Raw genomic sequence first — 20325 nt, 5'->3', positions numbered from 1 at the left:
GGCGGCGGGATTTTCCCCAACCCGCCGCTACCTGCACCGTCGAGCGACGAGAAAGGAAGTTCTGCGATGGATAACGAAGAGATCACAGTGAGCGGCATCATTTTCAATCACGGAACTAATGGCAGATATGAATTCTATGCCCATGCCGATCACCACAACGTGCTGTGGCAGGTGTGGCGTCACTTGGGTAAGCCAGATCAAACGGGCTGGTACGCAAGCGTGCATCAGCCGGGGCCTGGGGGCGTAGACGGCATACTGAATAGCTTCATCCACCAGGAAAGCAGCGCCTTGGTCGGAAGCCAGACGGACACAGGCGGCGACCCTGAACCTTCCGTTCTGCTGTGCGGACTCGCCGGATTAATCAGTTTGGGCGAGTTGCCGCAATACGAAAGTTATCAAATGAGGGTGATCGCGCCAGTCGTCGGCAATAAGGAAGCTAACGCGGCTTCCAGATAGCTTGCCTCCGGTGCGTGAGGGGTAATGCCTGCCTGCGCCTCCCAATTTTACCACGACATCCCGCGAGTCAAATCGCCGCAGGCGATTCCTCCGCTCCGCTCCGGCCTGCGGTGACTTCGCGGGAACCCTGTCGTGATCCATGTGGCGCATGGCCGTCCGGCATAAGCCGGTGCGGAGCCGCTCCGGTTCCTCAAAGACGACCTCAAGCAAAAGCAAAGAAGTTCAACCCATAAACGTAGAAGGCCAGACGCTTGCGACGCCCGGCCCTCGAATTTCACCCGTGCGCGAACACGGGAGAAAGGTTTTTGTACCAATGGCAACGATACACCATTCCTCTAACGGCGACAAGCGCACTTGCGGGCTCTGCTTTCAACCGATCCAGCCGGGCGAGCGGGTGAACGCTCACCATCCCATTTACAGGTCCGAAGGCGGGACCGAGACCGTCGAAGTCCATCAGAAATGTCACGTCGAGTTTCACAGCTCGAAGGGTGACTTCCGGGCCTGGGGCCGCAAAGGAGGGCGAAAAACCGCCTCGATGGGCCTGTGGATCTTCAACCTCAAGTACAGGGGAGGCCCGCCCGACCCGCTCCGGTGGATTCCTTTCGGCTACTGACGGTGGCCGACCGGAGACGTGCCAGAGCCAGGGCTTCCTGCGATGTCACAACACTCGGGAAGCCCGATCACTAACCCGCCATCATTAAGGAGTGAATGCAATGCGACATGAATCCAACAACGACTCGACCAAATGGACTGAACTGTTGACCGAAGCGGTGACCAAGCCGGGAGTCATCTCGAAGGCGTACCGCTCGTTTCATGGGTATTCGATTGGAAATCAGATGCTGGCTTTGTTGCAATGCCAGATGCGAGGAATCGAGCCGGGGCCGATCTCGACCTATCCAGGCTGGCAGGCGAAAGGGCGTCAGGTCAAACGCGGCGAGAAGGCCATCGTGCTCTGTATGCCGCTAACGGGCAAGCGCAAAGCCGAAGACCAGAACGAGGACGATACGGTTTTTGTCCGGTTCACCTACCGAGCCAACTGGTTCGTCCTCGCCCAGACGGAAGGTGAGCCAATCGAGATACTGACCACCCCCGAATGGGACAGGTCGAAGGCGCTCACCACGCTCGCCATCAGCGAGGTGCCTTTCGAGCACTTGGACGGCAACTGTATGGGCTATGCCCGAAAGCGGGAGATCACCGTCAGCCCGATCAACCCAATGCCGCATAAGACCACCTTCCATGAGGCGGCGCACGTACTCCTCGGGCACACTTCGGAAGGTGAAGTGAGCGACACCGAGCGCACGCCGAAGAACTTGCGCGAGGTTGAGGCCGAGTCGGTGGCGCTGATCTGCTGCGAATCGCTCGGACTACCCGGCACCGAATACAGTCGCGGCTACATTCAAGGATGGCTCTCTGGCGACGTGATCCCGGAGCGGTCGGCGCAAAAAATCTTCCACGCAGCCGACCAAATTCTCAGAGCCGGACAGGTCACTGACGCCATCGTGATTTCTTAATCAGCATCGCAAGTCACTCGGGGCTGGCCGGAGTATCTAACCGACGCTCGGGTCAGCCCTGTCAATTTGCGAAATCGTTTGTGGCGGTCGCAGGGTATTTGAATCATTTTTTATGCCTTATCGGATGTCGTTTCACCTGTGATACAAAACGAGGATAGAGTACATATAGGATTGAGCGGACAGGATAGCGTTCATATAGAAATCGCTGTCTTCATAAATGTTGTTGAAATGGAAGGACTTAGGGAATAAATCTCCGAAACGTTTCACAAGTCGTGACATATACAAGCCGCTTATTTATATATGTCTTATGTTTTCAATAGTTTAGAAGTGCTTGATAGGTCACGCCAGGGCTGTTTCATATATGAGATATATGAGGGGCGTTCACGAGATATATGCTTCTTGCCCTCCTCTCCACCATCTGACCAGTTACCAAGCGCGGCTTAGGATGAGCGTCGGGGTCGCTGTATGATGGGCGTTTGGATCAGCTCAACATCGAGATTAGTCTATGCTTAATGTGAGCGTGGGAATTGGTGTATTGTCGCCGAGTGAAGGTGTGTTGCCGTTCGTAGGATCAATTCAGGATATTCAGAAGATATCCGGCGCGTGCTTTTAACACTTCGGCCAAGCATGTCGTATATCTCTCTGAGATGACTACCCTAGACTTTAGAATTAGCCTGGAGCATTTACTCAATGCATTAGTTGTCGCAGAGTTCACAAACAATTAAATCACACAAGTTCAACTTTGCCCTGGCAGTGGACACGGGGCGCTAAAGATAATCGTTTGAAGATAGGAGGTAAACTGGATGCGAATGTCACTGTCAGGTTTCGCTTACCTGCTCGGATACATCATCATGGTTGGGGTCGCTTCTTTCCTACAGAAGTTTAGTATGAAGGAATTGAATCCCTATCAGGTCAACTTCCTGATGGCTATTGGTATGTTGGTGACGGCAGTGCCGGCGTTATGGATCAAACAAGGGAATTTGAATGTGCCGGTAAAGTCATTGCCATTAGGTGCTCCGGTCGGACTGTTGATGGCGTTGGGATCTATCTCATACGTGCTCGCCCTATCTAAGCTTCCCGTCGGAGCTGCGGCAGCCATATCAACCAGCTATGTTGTCCTTGTTGTGTTACTTTCGTGGATATTCCTACACGAGAGCCTGGGCTGGATGAAAATAGCCGGCATCCTTTTGACGATCATAGGGGTGGCAATGCTCTCTTGGGAACAGCCTTCAAACTCTTAATAGCGAGCTAAACACGCCAGATTCTTTTGGGGTGAATTCTGCCATATCGGATCGCCGACCTCATCACCCCATCAACAGAGCGGAATTCAACCGGCTGGCGAACGTCGACATCACTGCCGATGCCGTTCCTGGCGACACCAATATCACTGGCGTCGAGTTCTATGCCTATGGCTATATCTTTATCGGTATGGCCGCGAGCGCCGGCGGCAGCCAGTGCGGGGCTTGGCGTGCACTCCTACTACTGGCGCTTGGCCACAACTAACCTCTGGAGTGTCCCGCGTGCATGACCGCGCCACTCCTTTACGGCACGAGGGCCGTACGTTGCTCATGTTGCTTACGCTGCCCGTATGAGGTCAGGCCCCGCGGCTTGTACACCGACAACGTTGTGGCCACGAGCAACGCCAGCAGGGCGAGGCCAGCGTCGGCCACGAGTTGAATCTGGAGCCTGCCGACATTGGCATTCGACACCGTCGTTTCTCTCGCCATGCCTGCCAGGATGCCGATAGGCTGCGTGTGTACCAGCAAGATGATTGTGGCGAGGATGGTGATTAAGAATTTCGCCAATACCCAATAATGCCGGAACAATCCCCACAAGGTGCCCAGTGACTGGATAAGCCCGGTGAGCAGCGAGGCAAGGCTCAACGGGACGATGACAAACCAGGTGATCAACTCCATCGCGAGATAGGCAGCCCGCACCGTTTGAGCCTCCCGGCTGGTTAGGCCGGCGACGGCAAGGGCGAGGAATCCAGCGACCGCGCCGAGCCAGCCGACCGAAGCGGTGACATGCACGGTGAGCGCGAACTTGCGGAGGCCTGGTGTCAGGGTCATGGCTGTTGTCCGCCGTGTTCGATGGGCGGTGTGTGGCTGCCATGGCCGCCGAGGCTATTGCCGGTGAGGTGCAAAATAATAAACAGCAGAACCACGACGATGGCGATGATCCCAAACACCTTCACCCAACGCGGCATGCCGACGTCCGACCCGCGGTCGGGACCTGTGTGAGTTTGCGACATGGTTGTTCTCCCAGTATGATTCGAAGCGTTCCGTAAACAGGCTACGGTCTTTTGCGGATGGACATCAATAATCAAAACGCGGGGTCTGTTCGTTTATGAACAGGGAGAGCAAATTGTTCAGAACCCTCCATCAACGCCCTGCCCACACGCGGAGCGTGCGATTGCGCATCTGAGCAGGGTGCATCATGACAAATACTGACCGGCGGGTACAGCGCACACGCGAACTGCTGCAAAAGGCGCTGATCGAACTGATCGGCGAACGTGAATATGACGCGATCACGATTCAGAGCATTGTGGATCGCGCCAACGTCGGGCGTACCACCTTCTACCTGCACTACGGCAGCAAAGACGACTTATTCATGAGCTGCCACGAAGCCATCGTCAACGAGTTCCATTTTGGATCGCTCCACCCCCTCTCCAGAGAAGAACTGCTGTCATCCGAAGCACCGCCAGGGATGGTGGCGGCATACCAGCATCTCAAAGATGCGTGGGCGCGGTTGAATCCCATTTTTCAAGGCAAGGATGGGCCGCTGATCCTGCGGCGAATTCGTGACTCAAGCGCGCGGGAGATCGAAGCGAACCTGCGTGCCGTCTTTGCCGGAGCCGACAGTGCCGTCCCGCTCGACGTGTTGGCGAACTATCTGGCTGGGGCGCTGATCGCGCTGGTGCATTGGTGGCTGGAGAAGCGCCGTCCCCACACACCTGAAACCCTGGCGCAGACGTTCCACCGCTTGCAGCGCGCGGCGATCCGCGATGCGTTCGAAGTGCGTGACAGTGAATAGTCGCCTCGGACCTGGCATTCGGCACCTCACCTTACATATTGCAACTGCTCAACAGTAGCGCCCGCGCTCTAATGAAGACGTTGCCCAGTCATGCGATGGTCGGCTGATGATGGCTACCTGAGACTCTTCTGAAAGATCATCAGGCAATGCCATCGTCAGCCGGCAACACCGGGCGTGTGAATACAGCGGCTACGAAAGCCAGATGATTATTTTGCCGCTTCGATTTTGGTCACATGGATGGTCTTGGCTTTGGCGTCCACCTGACCGGTCACCTGCACCTTCTGGCCCGCAAACTCGCGGGCCTTTTCCTGCGCCGCCGCATCGAACGTATAAACCACCTTGTGATCGCGGTCGGCGAGGACAACCTTCGCGCCGCCTTCGACACACTTGAGCGTGCATTCTTTATCATCACCCATGTTCATCCTTGAATGACTCAGGCCACACATGCTGTCGCTGATGTAGCCAACGATGGTCTTATCTCCCCCTTTGTCGTCAGCCCGCGCCGCAGCAAGAGAAACCATGGCCACTACGACCAACATCAATGCGAATCTCATCAAACGTTTCATCTTTCTTCCCTCCTGAAATTGGAATTAGAGCGTCTCCGCCCGCCACTTGACTGCCGGGTCAAGACGCGATGTCAACAGATTGGCCCGCCGGATAAGAACGCCGGCAAGCCCGAACTATAGAGCCACTGCCAGGGCGATCTCATTTCAGCTTGCGACCAGGCGCGTAATAGCCACTGCGCGTCCGCGTCGCGTAGTTGGCCTCGCCGCCTGGCTGGGCAACCGCAATGCGGAGCTTGCGCCATTTGCCGTCGCGCGTCGGGTCGGTCGGGTAGTAACCGAGGCTGTACTGGCGGCTGACCTCACTGGCAATCGCCATCATCGTCATTCGACATTTCTCGGGATCACTCGGAAAATGCGCGAAAGCGCCGGTCACTTGAGCGAGCTTTTTCAATTCGTCACGCGCAGCGATCCCCTGCATACCGACCATCGGGCCGAACAGGCCGACCGTGTAGATCAACACGTCTGCTTCCCTGGCCCGTTCGACGAGCTGGCGGAAATTGAGCCGGCTGCGGTTGTCTTCGCCATCGGTGATGACGACGAGCACCTTCTTTTTATGCCTGCCGCGCTGGAGGTGATCGAGCGCCAGAGCCACGGCGTCGTACAGGGCGGTATTCCCTACAGCGCGCAGGCCGCGGATGGCACTTTCCAGCTTGTCGCGATCAGAAGTGAAGTCACAGAGAAGGTCCGCCTGATCATTGAAGGCGACGATAAACATATCGTCGTCTGCAGTTCCCTGCTCAACCGCATGGAGGGCGGCCCGGTAAACCTCCTTGATCATCCCCTCCATACTGCGACTGCGGTCGAGGACGAGGCCCCAACTCACCGGCGACTCGTCGGTGCTGAAGAAGTTGAGCGGCTGCTCGACGCCGTTCTCGTAGACCTTGAAATCTGCTTTCTCAAGCCCGGTGATGGCCCGTCCGCTGTGATCGGTCACGGCGACATTCAGCGACACCAGTTCGGTCGCAAGCCGGACGGGCGAGGATTCCTGCCGGACCGGCTGTCCTTGCTGGCGGGCAGAGGCGGCGGCAGGCTCTTGCGACGCGGCCACCAGCACGCCTGGGATCATCAGCGTTGCCAGGGTCACTGACAAAAGAATAAGTCGTCGGATTGGCATCATTGCTTATTCATTTCTCCCGCACGACGATCTTGCCGTGCAGCATATTCATGCCGCAGGCGAAGCCGATCTCTCCCGGCTTGTCCGGCGTGAATTCCACAACCACAGGCTCATTCAAGGCAAGTTCACGCTTGACGTTGAGGGCAGGGATCACCACCTCCGTGCCGCAGGTTTGTTCGACCTGGCGCACAAAGGTCAGGCGGACGGGAACGCCTTTGCGGACGGTGACGCTCGCTGGCTTGTAACCATCTTTGGTGAGCGTCACTTTCACGGCCTGCGTTTTGGGCGCGCCCGACTGCTCGTCACCTGCTTGTTGCGCCGGTGGCGGTTCTGCCCCTTGAGAGAGTGCCGGTCGTGATATAGGGGGAGTGGTCGCAGACGTCGATTGGGTGGGGTTGAGCTTCAAGCTTTCAGCGCGCAGCAAGAAACTGCCTTCCGTGACCACTCGCTCACCCGCCTTCACGCCGCTGTAGACCGGCACCAGACCATTCGCCTCCGGCCCGGCTACCACCTCCCGCTGGATAAAGATGCCGGGCTGCGCAGTGGCGACAAATACCACCTGTTTTGCGCCGATCATCTGCAACGCGGCTGCCGGCACCGCAACGGCAGGTTGCCCGCTCGCCATCACCGGCGCCGCGCTGCCATAGCTCACGTCAACGAACATGCCAAGGCGCAGGGCCTCGCCGGGGTTGGCGACCTCGACGCGCACCTGCGCTGTGCGCGTGTTCGGGTCAACGCGCGGGTCAATGTATGAGACGCGCCCTTTGAATGTTTGCCCCACGTAGGCCGGCGTACTGATGAACGCCAGCGTGCCGACGCGCACCTTCGCAAAGTCGCTCTCATAGACCTGGCCCACCACCCAGACTTTAGAAAGGTCGGCGACGCGAAACAGTTCTTTGCTCTTCTCGACTACCTCTCCCGTGTTGACGGTGCGATTGAGGACGGTGCCCGAAACCGGCGCGGGCACCGAGATGAGCGACTTGATCTGACCAGGAGATTTGAGCGTCTCGACCTCTTGCGGAGTCAGACCTAACAGGATCAGCCGCTGCCGCGCCGTCGCCACGTTCGCCTCCGCCCGCTTATAGTTCGATATTGCCTGCTCCAGTTCTTCGCGGCTCATGGCACCGATCTCGACCAGCTCGGTAGCGCGGCGATGATGCTGGTGATGCTCCTCCAGTTCAGCGAGCATCTTGAGGTACTCTCCCTGCGCCTCCGCAAGCTCGGTGCTGAAGATGGTCGCAAGTGGCTGCCCCTGCCTGACGCGGTCACCGAGTTGCGCGTTGACTTGGCGCACGATGCCGCTGGCAATGGGGAAGACCGGCGTCTCTCTGTAGGCATTCGACTGCACGGTGCCGGTCGTGCGCAGGCCACCCGCGTTCGGCGCAACCGTACCGGCTTGTGCGGTCGCCACCTCGGTCTTCAGTTGCGCACTCTCCACTTTGTCGGGCGAAAGCGTAATGGTGAGGTCGCCCGGCTGCGGCTCGGTTCCGACAGGCGATCCGTCTGCCGGCGCGGGCACCGTCACGCCTGTCGGCGCGGGCACTGGGCGGCCCTCTTGGTTGCCCGGTTCACGACCACTCAACAGCGCGATGGCAATGGCCGCGACGCCGAGCAGGGCCAGGATGATGATGAGCCATCGCTTCCATGTCAGCAGACGGGTCGCGCGATCACGCTCGCCTGCGGCTTGGCCAGTCTCGCTTGCTCCGCTTTCTTTGAGAGGAGGGATGTCGTGGTTGCTTTGTCGATCTTCAGGCATTGGTTTTCATTCTCCAGTTTCTATTTCAGTCATGCGGAAGGGACCGGCGACGCGGCAGCCCGGTCAATCTCGATGAGTGATTCGTAATACGCTTTGAGTATGTCGGTGAAGCTCGTCTCGACTTCGATGAAGCGGCGCTGTTCGGCAATAAAATCGAGCAGGGTCTTCTGGCCAAGCACGTAGGTCTGCCGAATCACGTCGAGGTTGCGCTGCGCCTGGTTGCGCACGCCATCGCGGTAAACTGTGAGCGCCGCCCGGGCGTGCTCGAAACCGGCATAGGCCGCCGCCACTTCGTTGCGGATGACGATCTCGGCAAATGAACGACGGCTGCGCGCCGCCTCAAGCAGGGCCTGCGCCGCTTCGATATTGCCCTGGTTCTTGTTTCTAAACGGGAGCATCAGCTTTACGCCGACGCCGACGTAATGAAAGATACCTTGCACCGGCGCAAGCAAACCTTGATCGTTGATGCCGCGCACGCCGAATCCCATGTCTTGACGCATATAGCTAGCGAAGAGGCTCGCATCGACTTTGCCTTCAGTGCGCGCCTGATCGATCTGCGCCAGGGCTAAATTCTCTGCCGCATGCGCCGCCGTCAGATCAGGCCGCGCCGCCATGGCATTGCGGGTCGCGTCGCTCTGTGGTGGCGGTTGGTGGGCGACGTCAAATTCGCCTCGTAAGAGCAGAGGCTCGTCAGGCAGTATGCCGACCGTCTTCTTGAGTTCGAGCATGGCCACTTCTGTCTTGCCCTCGAAGTTGATCCGCATCGCATCAACGCGGTTCAACTCCACATAGACAACGTTCTGGTCAAGCGGCGCGCTCTTGCCGCGCTCGACGCGCGCCTGGACGATCTGGTATGAATCGCGCGTCAGGGTCAACAGGTCTTCGGTGAACTTCAGGTTGCGCGCCGCAGCTATCGCGGCGGCGTATTTTATTCGTACTTCAGCGGCGAGCTTGCGCTCGAAATCGGCGACCTCAGCCTGCCGCATCTCCAGTTCGCGCTCGGCGACGGCGACGCGCGCCTCGCGCCGCCCGCCGAGTTCAAGCGGCAATTCCGCCATCAGGTTGAGGTTGTTGTCGCTCGATGTCACGCCACGCTGGTAGCTGCTCTCGACCATCGGGTTAGGCCGCAGCCCAGCCTGATGCAATCGGCCTCGTACTTCGGCGATCATCTGCCGCGCCGCCGCCAATTCACCGTTGTGTTTGAGGGCGTAGCGCACCAGATCATCTGCCGTGAGCCCGTTCGCCGGATCAATGAAGCGTGAGAAAGATGTGGGCGTTTGCGCCGGAGCAACTGGCTGCGCCGAGTTGGCCGGCAGAATGACACCGGCAACACTCGGTTCGCCTGCCGACGTTTCAGACACGCTTGCTCTGACCTGCGCAGCCTTATCGCGCAGTTTATGATCATCATTGGATTGTGGCAGCGCGCGCGCCGGTAAAGACATCAACCAGACTGCGCTTGCGAGAACAATGATTTGAATCTTGCTTACCATACTGAACCTCTCGACCATTGCTTTGCCCATGCTTTCAGCGCTCTTTCTCGGTCTCGGCACTGAGCGCAGAAGGCTCTTCCAACACTTCATCATGATGATTTGTTCTGGCAGCGTGACGCCGCATCTCGCGCTCACGCAGCCAGAAGAAAATCACCGGCGTCACGATCAGCACATGCAGCAGCGACGAGACCATGCCGCCGAGCACCGGCGTCGCCAGCGGCTTCATCACTTCGGCGCCGGCGCTCGCGCTCCACATAATCGGCAGCAGTCCCGCGACTACGGTTGATACGGTCATTACCTTCGGCCTGAGCCTCAGCACCGCGCCTTCCATCACCGCCTCTTTGAGTTCCTGTCGCGTGAGCTGATCGCCGACTTCGAGCTTCTTGCGCTCAACGGCTTCGTTCAGATAGATCACCATCACCACGCCGGTCTGCACGGCTGTGCCGAACAGCGCGATGAAGCCGACCCACACCGCCACCGAGAAGTTGTAGCCGAGTGCGTAAAGCAGGTAGACGCCGCCGGTGAGAGCGAACGGCACGGCCATCAGCACGTGCGCCGCCTCGACCGCGGAGTGATAGGTGAAGTAGAGCATCACAAAGATGACCAGCAAGACGACCGGCAGCACGAGTTGCAAGCGCGCCCGCGCCCGCTGCTGGTTCTCGTACTCACCGCTCCACTCGACGTAGTAGCCAGGTGGCAGATGCACGCGTTCGTTCAAGGCGCGTTTAGCCTCTTCTACAAAGCTGCCGACGTCGCGGTCGCGGACGTTGAGTGTGACAGTGCCGCGCAGCAATCCATTCTCGCTTGAGATCATGGTCGGCCCCGTCACCGTGCGCATGGTCGTCAGTTGGGAGAGCGGAATCTGCATGCCGTTCGATCCGGGCACCAGTAATTGGGCAAGTGATTGCGGGCTGGTGCGGAACTCCGGTGCGTAGCGCACGCGCACCGGAAAGCGTTTGCGCCCTTCGATGGTCACGGTGAGGTTGGTTTCGCCGATGCCTTTATCGATCACGTCTTGAATCGCGCCGACATCGATGCCATAGCGCGCCGCCGCCTGGCGGTCGATTTGAATATCGATGTAGGGTGCGCCGGTGATCTGTTCCGGGTATACGTCTTTGGCGCCGGGAATTGCTTGGAGTACGGTGGCGATTTCGCGCGAACGTTGCTCTAGCTCATTGAGGTCGCTGCCGAAGAGCTTGACGCCGACCTGTGTCCGGATGCCGGTCGACAGCATCTCGATGCGGTTGATGATGGGCTGCGTCCAGATGTTGGTGACGCCGGGCATCTGTAGCTTTTCATCCATCTCAGCGATCAGCTTTTCGCGGGTCATCCCCGGACGCCACTGCTCGGCTGGTTTCAGGTGCACGATGGTCTCGTTCATGTTGACCGGCGCCGGGTCGGTCGAGGTCTCCGCCCGGCCCGCTTTGCCGGTGACCCATTCGACCTCCTGGAACGACTTGAGGATCTCATCCTGCCGCTGCATGACGTGGAGGGCCTGATTGATCGAGATGCCAGGATCGGTCACCGGCATATACATCAGATCGCCTTCATTGAGCGGCGGCATGAACTCATTGCCGATGGGGTGTACCCTCGCAAGCAGTGGCCCGATGATCGGCACATTCGCGGTGTGAGCACGCACAACCGGCAGCCAGCTCCCTGAGGTTGCCAGCAGCGCGGCAATGCTGAATAACAGGGCTGCCGCACTAACGGTCAGCTTGCGGTGACCGAGCGCCCAGTTAAGTGTTGGCCTGTAAACGCGATGTAATCCGCGCATCACCGGATTCTCGTCTTCAGAATGAAAGCGCCCGCCGAGCAGAAGGGTACACAGCACTGGCACGAATGTAACCGCGATTACGGTTGCCGCGACCATCGCGAAGGTCTTGGTGAAGGCGAGCGGGTGAAACAGCTTGCCCTCGCGCCCGGTCAGCGCGAAGACGGGCACGAACGCGAGAATGATGATGGCCATCGAAAAAAAGATGGGTCGCCCGACCAGCTTGGTCGATTCAAATACACCCCACCAGACGCTGTGCCGGTCGCGTGGGTCAATATGATTTTTTTCCATGTGGCGGAAGGCGTTTTCGGTGACGACGATGCCGGCGTCGACCAGCACGCCGATGGCGATGGCGATGCCAGCCAGCGACATCAGGTTCGAACTGATGCCGAGGTAATACATGAACAGGAACGACAACAACACGGCGAGCGGCAACGGGATGGTGACAATCAGGATTGAACGGAAGTGATAGAGAAAGATGATGTGAGCGAGCGTCACCAGAATGATCTCTTCGATCAATGCGCGCCTCAGCGTATGAGTCGCCCGCAGGATCAACTCTGTGCGGTCGTAAAAGGGAACGATCCTCACTCCCTGAGGAAGTCCGGCTCCGAGCGATTGCAGCTTCTGCTTGACCGCGTCGATAACGTCCAGCGTGTTCACTCCATAACGGGCAATCACAACTCCACCTACCGCTTCGTGACCGTCGCGGTCGAGCGCGCCGACTCTGAAGGCATCGCCGATCTTGACGCTGGCGACGTTGCGCGCGTAGACAGGCGTGCCGCCCGACCCGCCGATCACAATGTTTTCAACATCGGCGACCGAGTTGATCAGGCCGACGCCGCGCACCACCGACCACTGGCCATTCTGTTCGATGACGTTGCCGCCGACGTTCAGATTGCTGCGGCGCACGGCATCAACCAGCATCGAAAACGGAAGGTTGTAGGCGCGCAGGCGATTCGGATCGACGTCAATCTGATACTGCTGCACATAGCCGCCGACCGAGGCGACTTCGGCGACGCCGGGAACAGAATTCAATTGGTAGCGGATGAACCAGTCCTGTAGCGTGCGCAGGTCGCGCAGGCTGTAGCCTTCGCCTTCGACCGTGTACCAGAAAATCTGGCCCACCCCGGAAGCATCGGGGCCGAGCGTCGGCACGACCCCTTCCGGCAGTTGCGCCGTCACCAGGTTCAATCGTTCGAGCACCCGTGTGCGCGCCCAGTAGAGATCGACTGAGTCTTCAAAGATGATGTTAATCATCGAGAAACTGAAAGCCGATTGGCCGCGCACCACGCGCACACCGGGCAGTCCCTGGAGCGCGGTGGTGAGCGGATAGGTCACCTGGTCTTCAACTTCCTGCGGGCTGCGCCCGGTCCAGTCCGTGAAGACGATCACCTGGTTATCCGATAGGTCGGGGATAGCATCAATCGGCGTGCGCAAGAGCGCCCAGTAGCCCCAGGCCGCTAGCAGCAGGTAGGCGGCAAGGATGATGAAACGGTTGCGCATCGAGAATTCGATTAGTCGGCTGATCATGGATTACTCCCTTATTTGCCTGCGTGAAATCCAACCCGAAGACAGTCGCATTGCTAACGGGACGAGCAGCGTCAGTTGCAAAAGGGGCCAGAATCCCGCGCCGAACACCGGCACGACCGGCATGCGACTGCTATAAGACCAGAAGTCCACTGCGAGAGACGCCTTCTCAATCACGATGGCGACCGCCGCGCCAGACAGTGACGCCGCCAGGTATGTCTTCCACCGCCCCTCCGACGGCCACCGCCAGCGCTTCGTAATCAAAGCTACAAGCGCGTAGATGCCGAGTGTGATGGCCGCGTCACCAAGGGCCGCGACGGTGCAGGTCAGCACCGTCGTGCGCCACGGGCGACCCATCATCTGCTCGAAGCCAGGCATCTGCAACATCTCCCAGAACCAGTTAAGGGCAAGTGCGACCGCGAATAGCCTGACCAGGAACTGCCGCAACCACCCTGGCTTTCTAATGGATCGCATCTTCGCCCTATTCTTTAAGCGCGCCTGGACGAGCGCGCTCACTTCGCCGTCACGGTCATGCTGGTTTGACCAGTGCCCTGCTGCCCTTGATATTTGACCTGTGCCTCCCAGGTGCCGCCGACTTCGAGCGTGACCTTGGCGTGATACATCCCCGGCGTGTTGGTTGTCGTCAGCGCCGCCTGGTCGTTCATCACAGCCATCGCCCCCATTGCTGGCATGTGAAAGTTCAGCGAGGCAGCGCCGACATCGACGGATTTGCCCGATGCGTCGGCGAAGGTCAACATCAGATCGTTGTCGCCGTTCTTGAGTTCGCCCGTCGAGCTCGACAGCGTTACGGTGAGGCTGCCTGCCTGTGCCGACTTGATCGTTTTACCGGCATCAGCCATTTTGCCGCCGTCAGACGCTTTGCGCCCACATGCAGCGGTAATCAGGATGGTCGTTACGATTACAAATATGGTGATGAGTTTCATCTTCACTCTCCGTTTAACAATGAATTTATTTCTGCCGTTTTTGCGGCCCGAACCGTTTCGGCTGTCCGTCCACCGTTGCCTTCGGGCGCGTGATCCGAGTTACTCGATCAGTCTTGCCACACCCTTTGCCTTCTTCTGCAACTCGTGTGGCGCGTCCAGCCTTTCAGCAAGCAAATGGATTTCGGCCTTGGATCAGCCGGTCTAGCGTTGCAAGTTCCTCTTTCAGTTTGCGTGCGTCTGTCCTATGCCCACTATGGGGTCAGAGTGATTTTGCGAATGCACGCATGAAGGTATTGCAAATCACCCGGGCAGGGCTCAATGTCGGGTCTGGTCGCCATAAGCTATGCCCACGGCAAGCCCGCCACGAGCTGACCGGCCCGGAAAAAGACACACTACGGCCTAGTTAAATCAGGAAGGTCGAATGGTGGAGGAATAGATCGGGAGGATCGTGGTAAAGCAGTGCGGACTCCGCCGACCGCATCGAAACGGCGAGTTGGGCGGCGAAGAGTCTGTCCGAAGGTTCAACACGGACTCTGACAGTCGGCTGTGAGAAATCTAACTGTTGCGCGCTGGCCTGCGGTTGCGCCGTGGGCGTATCGTCGGTGGACTCGCCGCACACCGTCTGGCAGCAGAGCATCGCCGCCGGCGAAGCCGCAGGCGATTTCGCCATCGCACAGCAGGCCATCCTGGCCATGCCGTGACAGCCGCTGCTCTCGGCGCACACGAGCCCACCGGCCAGTTCAGGGCCGATGAAGGCGAGAACGATAACGAGTGCGGCAAGACGGTGCAACATATTCAATCCGATACAGACCTTACTAAGTTATGCATTCCCATCCTACGCTGTCAAGGGCGAAAGAGTTCAAAATTGTCTTTGTGTTACGCCATGTGGATCGGCTATATTCAACAGCATGTTTTCACGGCAATCCGCATTCAATCGCTCAGTGGCAATGCTGCTACCGGTCTGCTTTGTGTGGATTTTCGTGGCCTGTGTAACGATCTGCACGTCTCATGCCGCAGAGGAGCAGCGTCAACACTCCGCGCAGTCAACGAGTGAGACCGTGTGTTCAGGGGATGTTTATTGCTGTCCGATTAACCATCCGCAAGTGAGTGTACTACAGGATCGCCGGTCAGTTGTGCCTCAGGTCAGTGGCTCTCAATGCGTGGATCGCGCCTTGCCAATAGAGTTACCGTTGTCCGGATCATCGGCTGATTCGCGCACGCCCTCGGTTCCTTCCTTTACCGGCCCGCCCTTTGAGCGATTGTGTGCGCTCCGAATTTAACCGACTTTCATTTATAAAGAAGGTATCAGGCACGCGTCGATTGTCTTGAAGTGTGACTGTCGCCGTCCGCTATTGGCTTGACCCTGAGTCGCTGTATGGCTCAACGCGCAAGCCGGTCTTGCATCGAAAAGCTTCCTTTCACCAGGGTGTCATCAACTACCCGCGCGCCAGTGCGGTTCTTAATCTTATAAGGATTAAATCCATGCCAGACGATCTCATAAAAAACGATGGAGTAAGAGGCGCGGCGGTTACCGAAGCCCCGCAAGTAACCACTGAACCAGACGCGCCACACCGCCGCGTCAGCACCGTTCTGCTGGAACGGTTCCGAACTTCGCCAGGGCAAGCCGTCGCAATTGCCCTCGTGTTGGTCGCAGCAACCGCCTTGCTTGTCTACGTGCTCTGGCCGAAACATCCCAAGACCGCGGCGGGGGTTGAGAAACCACCCACGCTTGAGCACGTGGCTGGCGAAGCCGAAGAACATAGCCAGGAAGGGGCCATCGAGATCAGCGATGAGACGGCTGAGTTGATCGGCGTGAAAACCGCAGCAGCGGTCAGCGGCGAGATTGAAGACACCATAGCGACGACCGGGAAAGCTCTCGTCGCCCCGAACGGTCAGGCCATCATTGGCGCCAAGGCCGAGGGCCGCGCCGTGCAGATCTCTGCCGAACCTGGACAGAGTGTTAAAGCCGGGCAGGTTCTGGTTGTGATCGACAGCCCGCAGATCGCTGACCTTCGCGGCCAGTTGATCGAAGCCGAAGCGCGCTTGAAGCTAGCCGAGCAGAACAAGGCGCGCACCGCAATGAGCGAGAATCGGGCTGCCGTCATTCAGGCCAAGAATCGGCTTGATCTGGCGCAGGCTACTTTTGACCGCAAGCGCCGGCTCGCAGAACTGGGAGCTGCCGCCAAACGGGAAGTGGCCGAGGCGGAGACGGAGTATAAAAATGCGAAGGCTGAATATGACTATCAATCCAGTATTCAGATCACTCGCGAACAGCAACAGGCGCTCAGTGAAGTGGAGCAAACTCGCGCGGTCGTCCAACGCCTCACGCAATCACTCGCCGCGCTCGGGGCCAATCCCCGAGGCCAGGGAGGGACAATCAGCATCAACTCTCCGATTGCCGGCACGGTGATTGATCGTCACATCTCCATCGGCCAGGCCGTCACGGGTGGCAGTGAGCTCTTAACCGTGATGAACCTGTCAAGCGTCATCATCGAAGCGCAGCTACCCGAATCGCAAGCGGTGCGGGTGCGCGCTGGTCAGCGACTCACGGCGCGACTTCCTGGCCTGCCGGATCGCCTCTTTGAAGGACACGTCGAGTCGGTCGGCAACGCCGTTGATCCGCAGAGTCGAACCGTCCCGGTCCGCGCACGCATCACCAACGCCGGTGCCGTGCTCAAACACCAGATGGCAGTTGAGGTGCGAATCGTTTCAGGTGAGCGCAAAGAAGGCGTGGTCGTGCCGGTGTCTGCCCTCGTGCAGGATGAAGGGATCACGGTCGTGTATGTGAAAGAGGGCAATCGCTACGAGCGTCGGCCCGTTTCGGTCGGCACAATCAATTATCAATCGGCTGAAATTACCAGCGGCATCGAGGCCGGGGAAGAAGTCGTCGTCGCCGGCGCCTACCAGCTAAAGAACATGCAAAGGGGCGGCGGTGAGGAGGATCACGATGAACACTGATCAAGAGCGGAGCGGCTTATTGAATCGCATCATTGAATTCTCATTGCGTAACCGATTCATGGTGGCCTTTGCGATCACTCTCGCTTCCATCCTGGGCCTGATGGCTTACCGGGCAATGGAGACTGACCTGTTTCCCGACCTGTCGTCGCCGGTGATTACCGTCATTGTCGAAAATCCCGGCCTCGCCGCGCAAGAAGGCGAAACCCTCATCGCCCGCCCTCTTGAATCGGCATTTCGCAGCCTGCCGAACGTGGTGCGGGTGCGTTCCGAATCCGAGATCGGCGTCGTTTCTGTGCGGACGGAATTTCGTTTCGGCACAGATTACTATCTGACCCGGCAGCTCCTGGCCGAACGGCTCTCTACCGTTTCTCGCGCCTTCCCGCAAGGCACGCAAGCGCCGGTGCTCTCTTCGGCGGCGTCACGGCTGGGCGAAGTGATGCAGTTTTATGTCGCCAAAGACGGTGACGAAGATAAGAAAGAACTGAAAGAAACTGCCGACTACCTGATCCGCTACAAACTCCAGACGGTGCCGGGCATCATTCGCATCACCTCCCTCGGCGGCGAGCGCCGGCAGTATGAGGCCGCCCTTAACCCGGACCGTATGCGTTCTTACAACATCTCGCTCGACGAGGTCATCAAGGCGCTCGGCGAGTCGAACGAAAACTTCTCCGGCGGGTTTATCACCGGCAGCGCCACCGAGATGGACGTGCGTGGGCTCGGGCGCATCAATTCGCTTGAGGACCTGGGTCGTGTGGTGGTCGCGGTGCGCCAAGGCGTGCCGGTGCTCGTCCGCGACATTGCCGAGGTGCGCGACGGGGCGGCGGTTCGTCGCGGCATTGCGCGGGTGAATGACCGGGAAGCTGTTTTGATGACAGTCACCAAGCAGTTCGGGGCCGACACCTTGTCAATTACCGATCGGGCGAAAAAAGCATTAGATGAGCTAAAGCCATTCATGCCTGAAGGCGTAAAGACCGTCACCGTCTTCGATCAATCCGAACTGATCAATGTGGCGACCAGAACCCTCGAAGAAGCCTTGCTCGTGGGCGGCTTCGCCGTGGTGTTGATCATCTTCTTGTTCCTGGGCAATGTCCGCTCAACGTTGATCGCGGCGATCACCATTCCGGTGGCCGTGGTCATCAGCTTTATCTTCTTACGCCTGCTCGGCGTCACGCTTAACATCATGTCACTTGGTGGCCTGGCTGTGGGCTTAGGAATCATGATCGACGCGGCGATTGTTGATACAGAAAACATCTTCCGCCACCTCAAGGAGAACCCCGCCGATTCACTACGCGCCACGCTGCGCGGGGCGAGTGAGGTGCGCAGGCCGGCGGCGTACTCGACGGCCATCATCATTGTCGTGTTTCTGCCGCTGCTATTTCTTTCCGGCCTGGAAGGAAAAATCCTCGCGCCGTTTGCGGCCACGGTGGTGGTGCTGATGGCGGTGGGCCTGATTTTGTCGCTGACGCTGACCCCTGCGCTCTGCTACACGCTGTTGAGGAAGGTAGCGCCACGCCTCAAAGAGAATAGCTGGCTCGCCAGGCAGTGTGAGCGGGTGTATGAGCCGGTCCTGCGGGGATCACTCAGAAGGCCGCTGCGTGCCGTGGGCGTCGCCGCCGCGATCTTTGTGCTGTCGCTGGTTCTCCTGCGTTTCTTAGGCACCGAGCTGTTGCCGAGAATGGATGAGGGCGCACTGCTTTTGCAGATCAACACACCAGCGGGAACAAGTCTTCAGGAGACCGACCGCATTGCTTCGCAGGTAACCAAGGTGCTCGAAGGCGGGCCGGACGTTGCGGCAATTATCCAGCCGACCGGGCGCGCCGAAGGCTCGGAAGACCCGATGCCGGTGACCACCGCTGAGCATATCGTCCAGCTCGTGCCCCGCGCCGCGCGCAAACACACCATCCCTGAGATCGAAGCCTGGGTGCGCGAGCAGTTAAAGAAAGTGCCCGGTGTGGCTACATCCATCACGACGCCGCTCAACATGCGCATCGATGAATCCATCTCCGGCACCTCAGCCGCGGTGGCGGTAAAGATTTTCGGGGGTGATTTAGAGACGCTGGCCGGGAAGGGCGCACAGCTTAAAGAGATCGTTGAAAAGGTGCCGGGGGTCGTTGACGTGCGCCTTGAACAACTTCAAGGCGTGCCCCAGGTCATCATTGCGGTTGACCGGGAACGCGCTTCGCGCTTCGGCCTGAACCCCGGCGAAATCGGGCACTCGGTTGAAGCCTTGCTCGGCGGCAGTGAAGTCACGACCGTCATCAAGGATCAACTCAAAGAGTACCCGGTGGTCGTTCGGCTGGGCGAAGTGTATCGCGATTCGCCTGAAAAAATCGCCGACCTGATGATCGATACGCCCACCGGCCAGAAATTGCCGCTCGGTGATATTGCTACGGTGCGCGTCCTGCGCGGGCCGGCGACCATCAAGCGCGAAGATCAGATCCGGCGCATCCAGCTCACCCTGAACGTGCAGGGCCGGGATGTTGGCTCGGTGGTGACGGACATTGAAAAAGCCCTTGCCGGCTTGAAGCTGCCGCCGGGCTACTTTGTCAGTTTCGGCGGCGGCTATGAGCGCCAGCAAGAGGTGAGTAAAGAACTGACCGGCGCCTTCGTCATCTCGGCATTGCTGGTGTTTTTATTGCTCTACGTGGCGTTCCGCTCTATCTGGCAAGCGGTGCTTGTGATCGCGACCATTCCGCTCGCCCTGGCTGGCGGCTTTATCGCGCTCTGGGTGACCGGCAGCACGCTGAACGTCTCCTCTGTCATCGGCCTGCTCGCTCACTTTGGCCTGTCCGTTCAAAAGGGGCTGATCCTCATGGAGTACGTCAACCAACTGCGCGCCCGTGGACTCCCGTTGCGCGAAGCCCTCTATCAGGGCGCGCACACGCGAATGCGACCGGTGCTGATGACGGCAGCCTCAGCCGGGCTTGGCGTCCTGCCCATCGCGATAGGCTGGGGGGCGGGCGCAGAGCTTCAGCAGCCGATGGCGATTGCGCTCATCGGCGGACTGATTACCTCGACCATCCTGACCCTGGTGGCGCTGCCTGCCCTTTACGAATTAAGCGAAGGGCTACAGGAGAGAATCACACTCAAATGGTCCGCGTGGCGCGCGGGAGCCGCGCGCACTGAGCCGCCTGCTCCGGCAGAGGCAGGGGACTGAGATGGCGGTGAAAGCGATGTGCTAGACTGAAAAGGACGGGAG

Annotated in this window: 18 protein-coding genes; 8 read left to right on the top strand and 10 right to left on the bottom strand. The window is 58.9% G+C overall.

Features of this window, described 5'->3' with window-relative positions; genetic code table 11:
• Positions 1-66 precede the first annotated feature (66 nt).
• From VJ464_11000 to VJ464_10980, 5 genes are all read left to right on the top strand, one after another.
• Complete coding sequence (locus VJ464_11000; GenBank protein ID HKQ05651.1) at positions 67-456, top strand: hypothetical protein; 390 nt, start codon at positions 67-69, stop codon at positions 454-456.
• Between the two features lie 313 nt (positions 457-769).
• A complete protein-coding gene (locus tag VJ464_10995; GenBank protein HKQ05650.1) occupies positions 770-1069 on the top strand; it encodes a hypothetical protein in 300 nt (99 codons plus the stop codon).
• Between the two features lie 100 nt (positions 1070-1169).
• Positions 1170-1967: an ArdC family protein gene (locus VJ464_10990; GenBank protein HKQ05649.1), complete on the top strand. Its 798-nt coding sequence runs from the start codon at positions 1170-1172 to the stop codon at positions 1965-1967.
• A gap of 803 nt (positions 1968-2770) precedes the next feature.
• The gene (locus tag VJ464_10985) at positions 2771-3208 is read left to right on the top strand and encodes a DMT family transporter (protein HKQ05648.1); all 438 of its coding nucleotides are present in this window, start codon (positions 2771-2773) and stop codon (positions 3206-3208) included.
• A gap of 31 nt (positions 3209-3239) precedes the next feature.
• Complete coding sequence (locus VJ464_10980) at positions 3240-3470, top strand: hypothetical protein (GenBank protein HKQ05647.1); 231 nt, start codon at positions 3240-3242, stop codon at positions 3468-3470.
• 38 nt (positions 3471-3508) lie between these two features.
• Here VJ464_10980 and VJ464_10975 read toward each other — a convergent pair whose 3' ends face one another.
• Entirely contained in the window at positions 3509-4036 is a 528-nt protein-coding gene (locus VJ464_10975) for a hypothetical protein (GenBank protein ID HKQ05646.1), read from the bottom strand.
• Positions 4033-4218 carry a hypothetical protein gene (locus VJ464_10970; protein ID HKQ05645.1) on the bottom strand — a complete coding sequence of 62 codons (186 nt, stop codon included), beginning with the start codon at positions 4216-4218 and terminating at the stop codon, positions 4033-4035. The genes VJ464_10975 and VJ464_10970 overlap by 4 nt, the downstream gene beginning before the upstream one ends.
• 185 nt (positions 4219-4403) lie before the next feature.
• On the opposite strand from VJ464_10970, the gene VJ464_10965 reads away from it, so the two are divergent.
• Positions 4404-5000: a TetR/AcrR family transcriptional regulator gene (locus tag VJ464_10965; GenBank protein HKQ05644.1), complete on the top strand. Its 597-nt coding sequence runs from the start codon at positions 4404-4406 to the stop codon at positions 4998-5000.
• A 206-nt stretch (positions 5001-5206) separates the two neighbouring features.
• On the opposite strand, the gene VJ464_10960 is transcribed toward VJ464_10965, so the two are convergent.
• The 8 genes from VJ464_10960 to VJ464_10925 all read right to left on the bottom strand — a co-directional run bounded on the left by VJ464_10960 (position 5207) and on the right by VJ464_10925 (position 14961).
• Positions 5207-5566: a hypothetical protein gene (locus VJ464_10960; GenBank protein HKQ05643.1), complete on the bottom strand. Its 360-nt coding sequence runs from the start codon at positions 5564-5566 to the stop codon at positions 5207-5209.
• A 139-nt stretch (positions 5567-5705) separates the two neighbouring features.
• Positions 5706-6620 carry a VWA domain-containing protein gene (locus tag VJ464_10955; GenBank protein ID HKQ05642.1) on the bottom strand — a complete coding sequence of 305 codons (915 nt, stop codon included), beginning with the start codon at positions 6618-6620 and terminating at the stop codon, positions 5706-5708.
• Between the two features lie 70 nt (positions 6621-6690).
• Positions 6691-8436, bottom strand: a complete 1746-nt coding sequence (locus VJ464_10950; protein ID HKQ05641.1) for an efflux RND transporter periplasmic adaptor subunit — start codon at positions 8434-8436, stop codon at positions 6691-6693.
• 29 nt (positions 8437-8465) lie between these two features.
• On the bottom strand, positions 8466-9797 hold the full coding sequence (locus VJ464_10945) for a TolC family protein (GenBank protein ID HKQ05640.1): 1332 nt from the start codon (positions 9795-9797) through the stop codon (positions 8466-8468).
• 163 nt (positions 9798-9960) lie between these two features.
• Positions 9961-13227, bottom strand: coding sequence for an efflux RND transporter permease subunit (locus VJ464_10940; GenBank protein HKQ05639.1), 3267 nt, complete (start codon positions 13225-13227; stop codon positions 9961-9963).
• Positions 13228-13230: 3 nt separating this feature from the next.
• Entirely contained in the window at positions 13231-13698 is a 468-nt protein-coding gene (locus tag VJ464_10935; GenBank protein ID HKQ05638.1) for a hypothetical protein, read from the bottom strand.
• A 38-nt stretch (positions 13699-13736) separates the two neighbouring features.
• Entirely contained in the window at positions 13737-14168 is a 432-nt protein-coding gene (locus tag VJ464_10930) for a FixH family protein (protein ID HKQ05637.1), read from the bottom strand.
• Between the two features lie 403 nt (positions 14169-14571).
• Positions 14572-14961, bottom strand: a complete 390-nt coding sequence (locus VJ464_10925) for a hypothetical protein (GenBank protein HKQ05636.1) — start codon at positions 14959-14961, stop codon at positions 14572-14574.
• Positions 14962-15500: 539 nt separating this feature from the next.
• Here VJ464_10925 and VJ464_10920 point away from each other — a divergent pair.
• Complete coding sequence (locus tag VJ464_10920; protein ID HKQ05635.1) at positions 15501-17126, top strand: efflux RND transporter periplasmic adaptor subunit; 1626 nt, start codon at positions 15501-15503, stop codon at positions 17124-17126.
• A complete protein-coding gene (locus tag VJ464_10915; GenBank protein HKQ05634.1) occupies positions 17116-20283 on the top strand; it encodes an efflux RND transporter permease subunit in 3168 nt (1055 codons plus the stop codon). The genes VJ464_10920 and VJ464_10915 overlap by 11 nt, the downstream gene beginning before the upstream one ends.
• Positions 20284-20325 lie beyond the last annotated feature (42 nt).

The sequence above is a fragment of the Blastocatellia bacterium genome (genome assembly GCA_035275065.1).
In the GTDB taxonomy this organism is placed as follows: Bacteria; Acidobacteriota; Blastocatellia; order UBA7656; family UBA7656; genus DATENM01.
The sequence above is the reverse complement of the archived record's forward strand: the minus strand, read 5'-3'. Positions and strand labels throughout refer to the sequence as shown.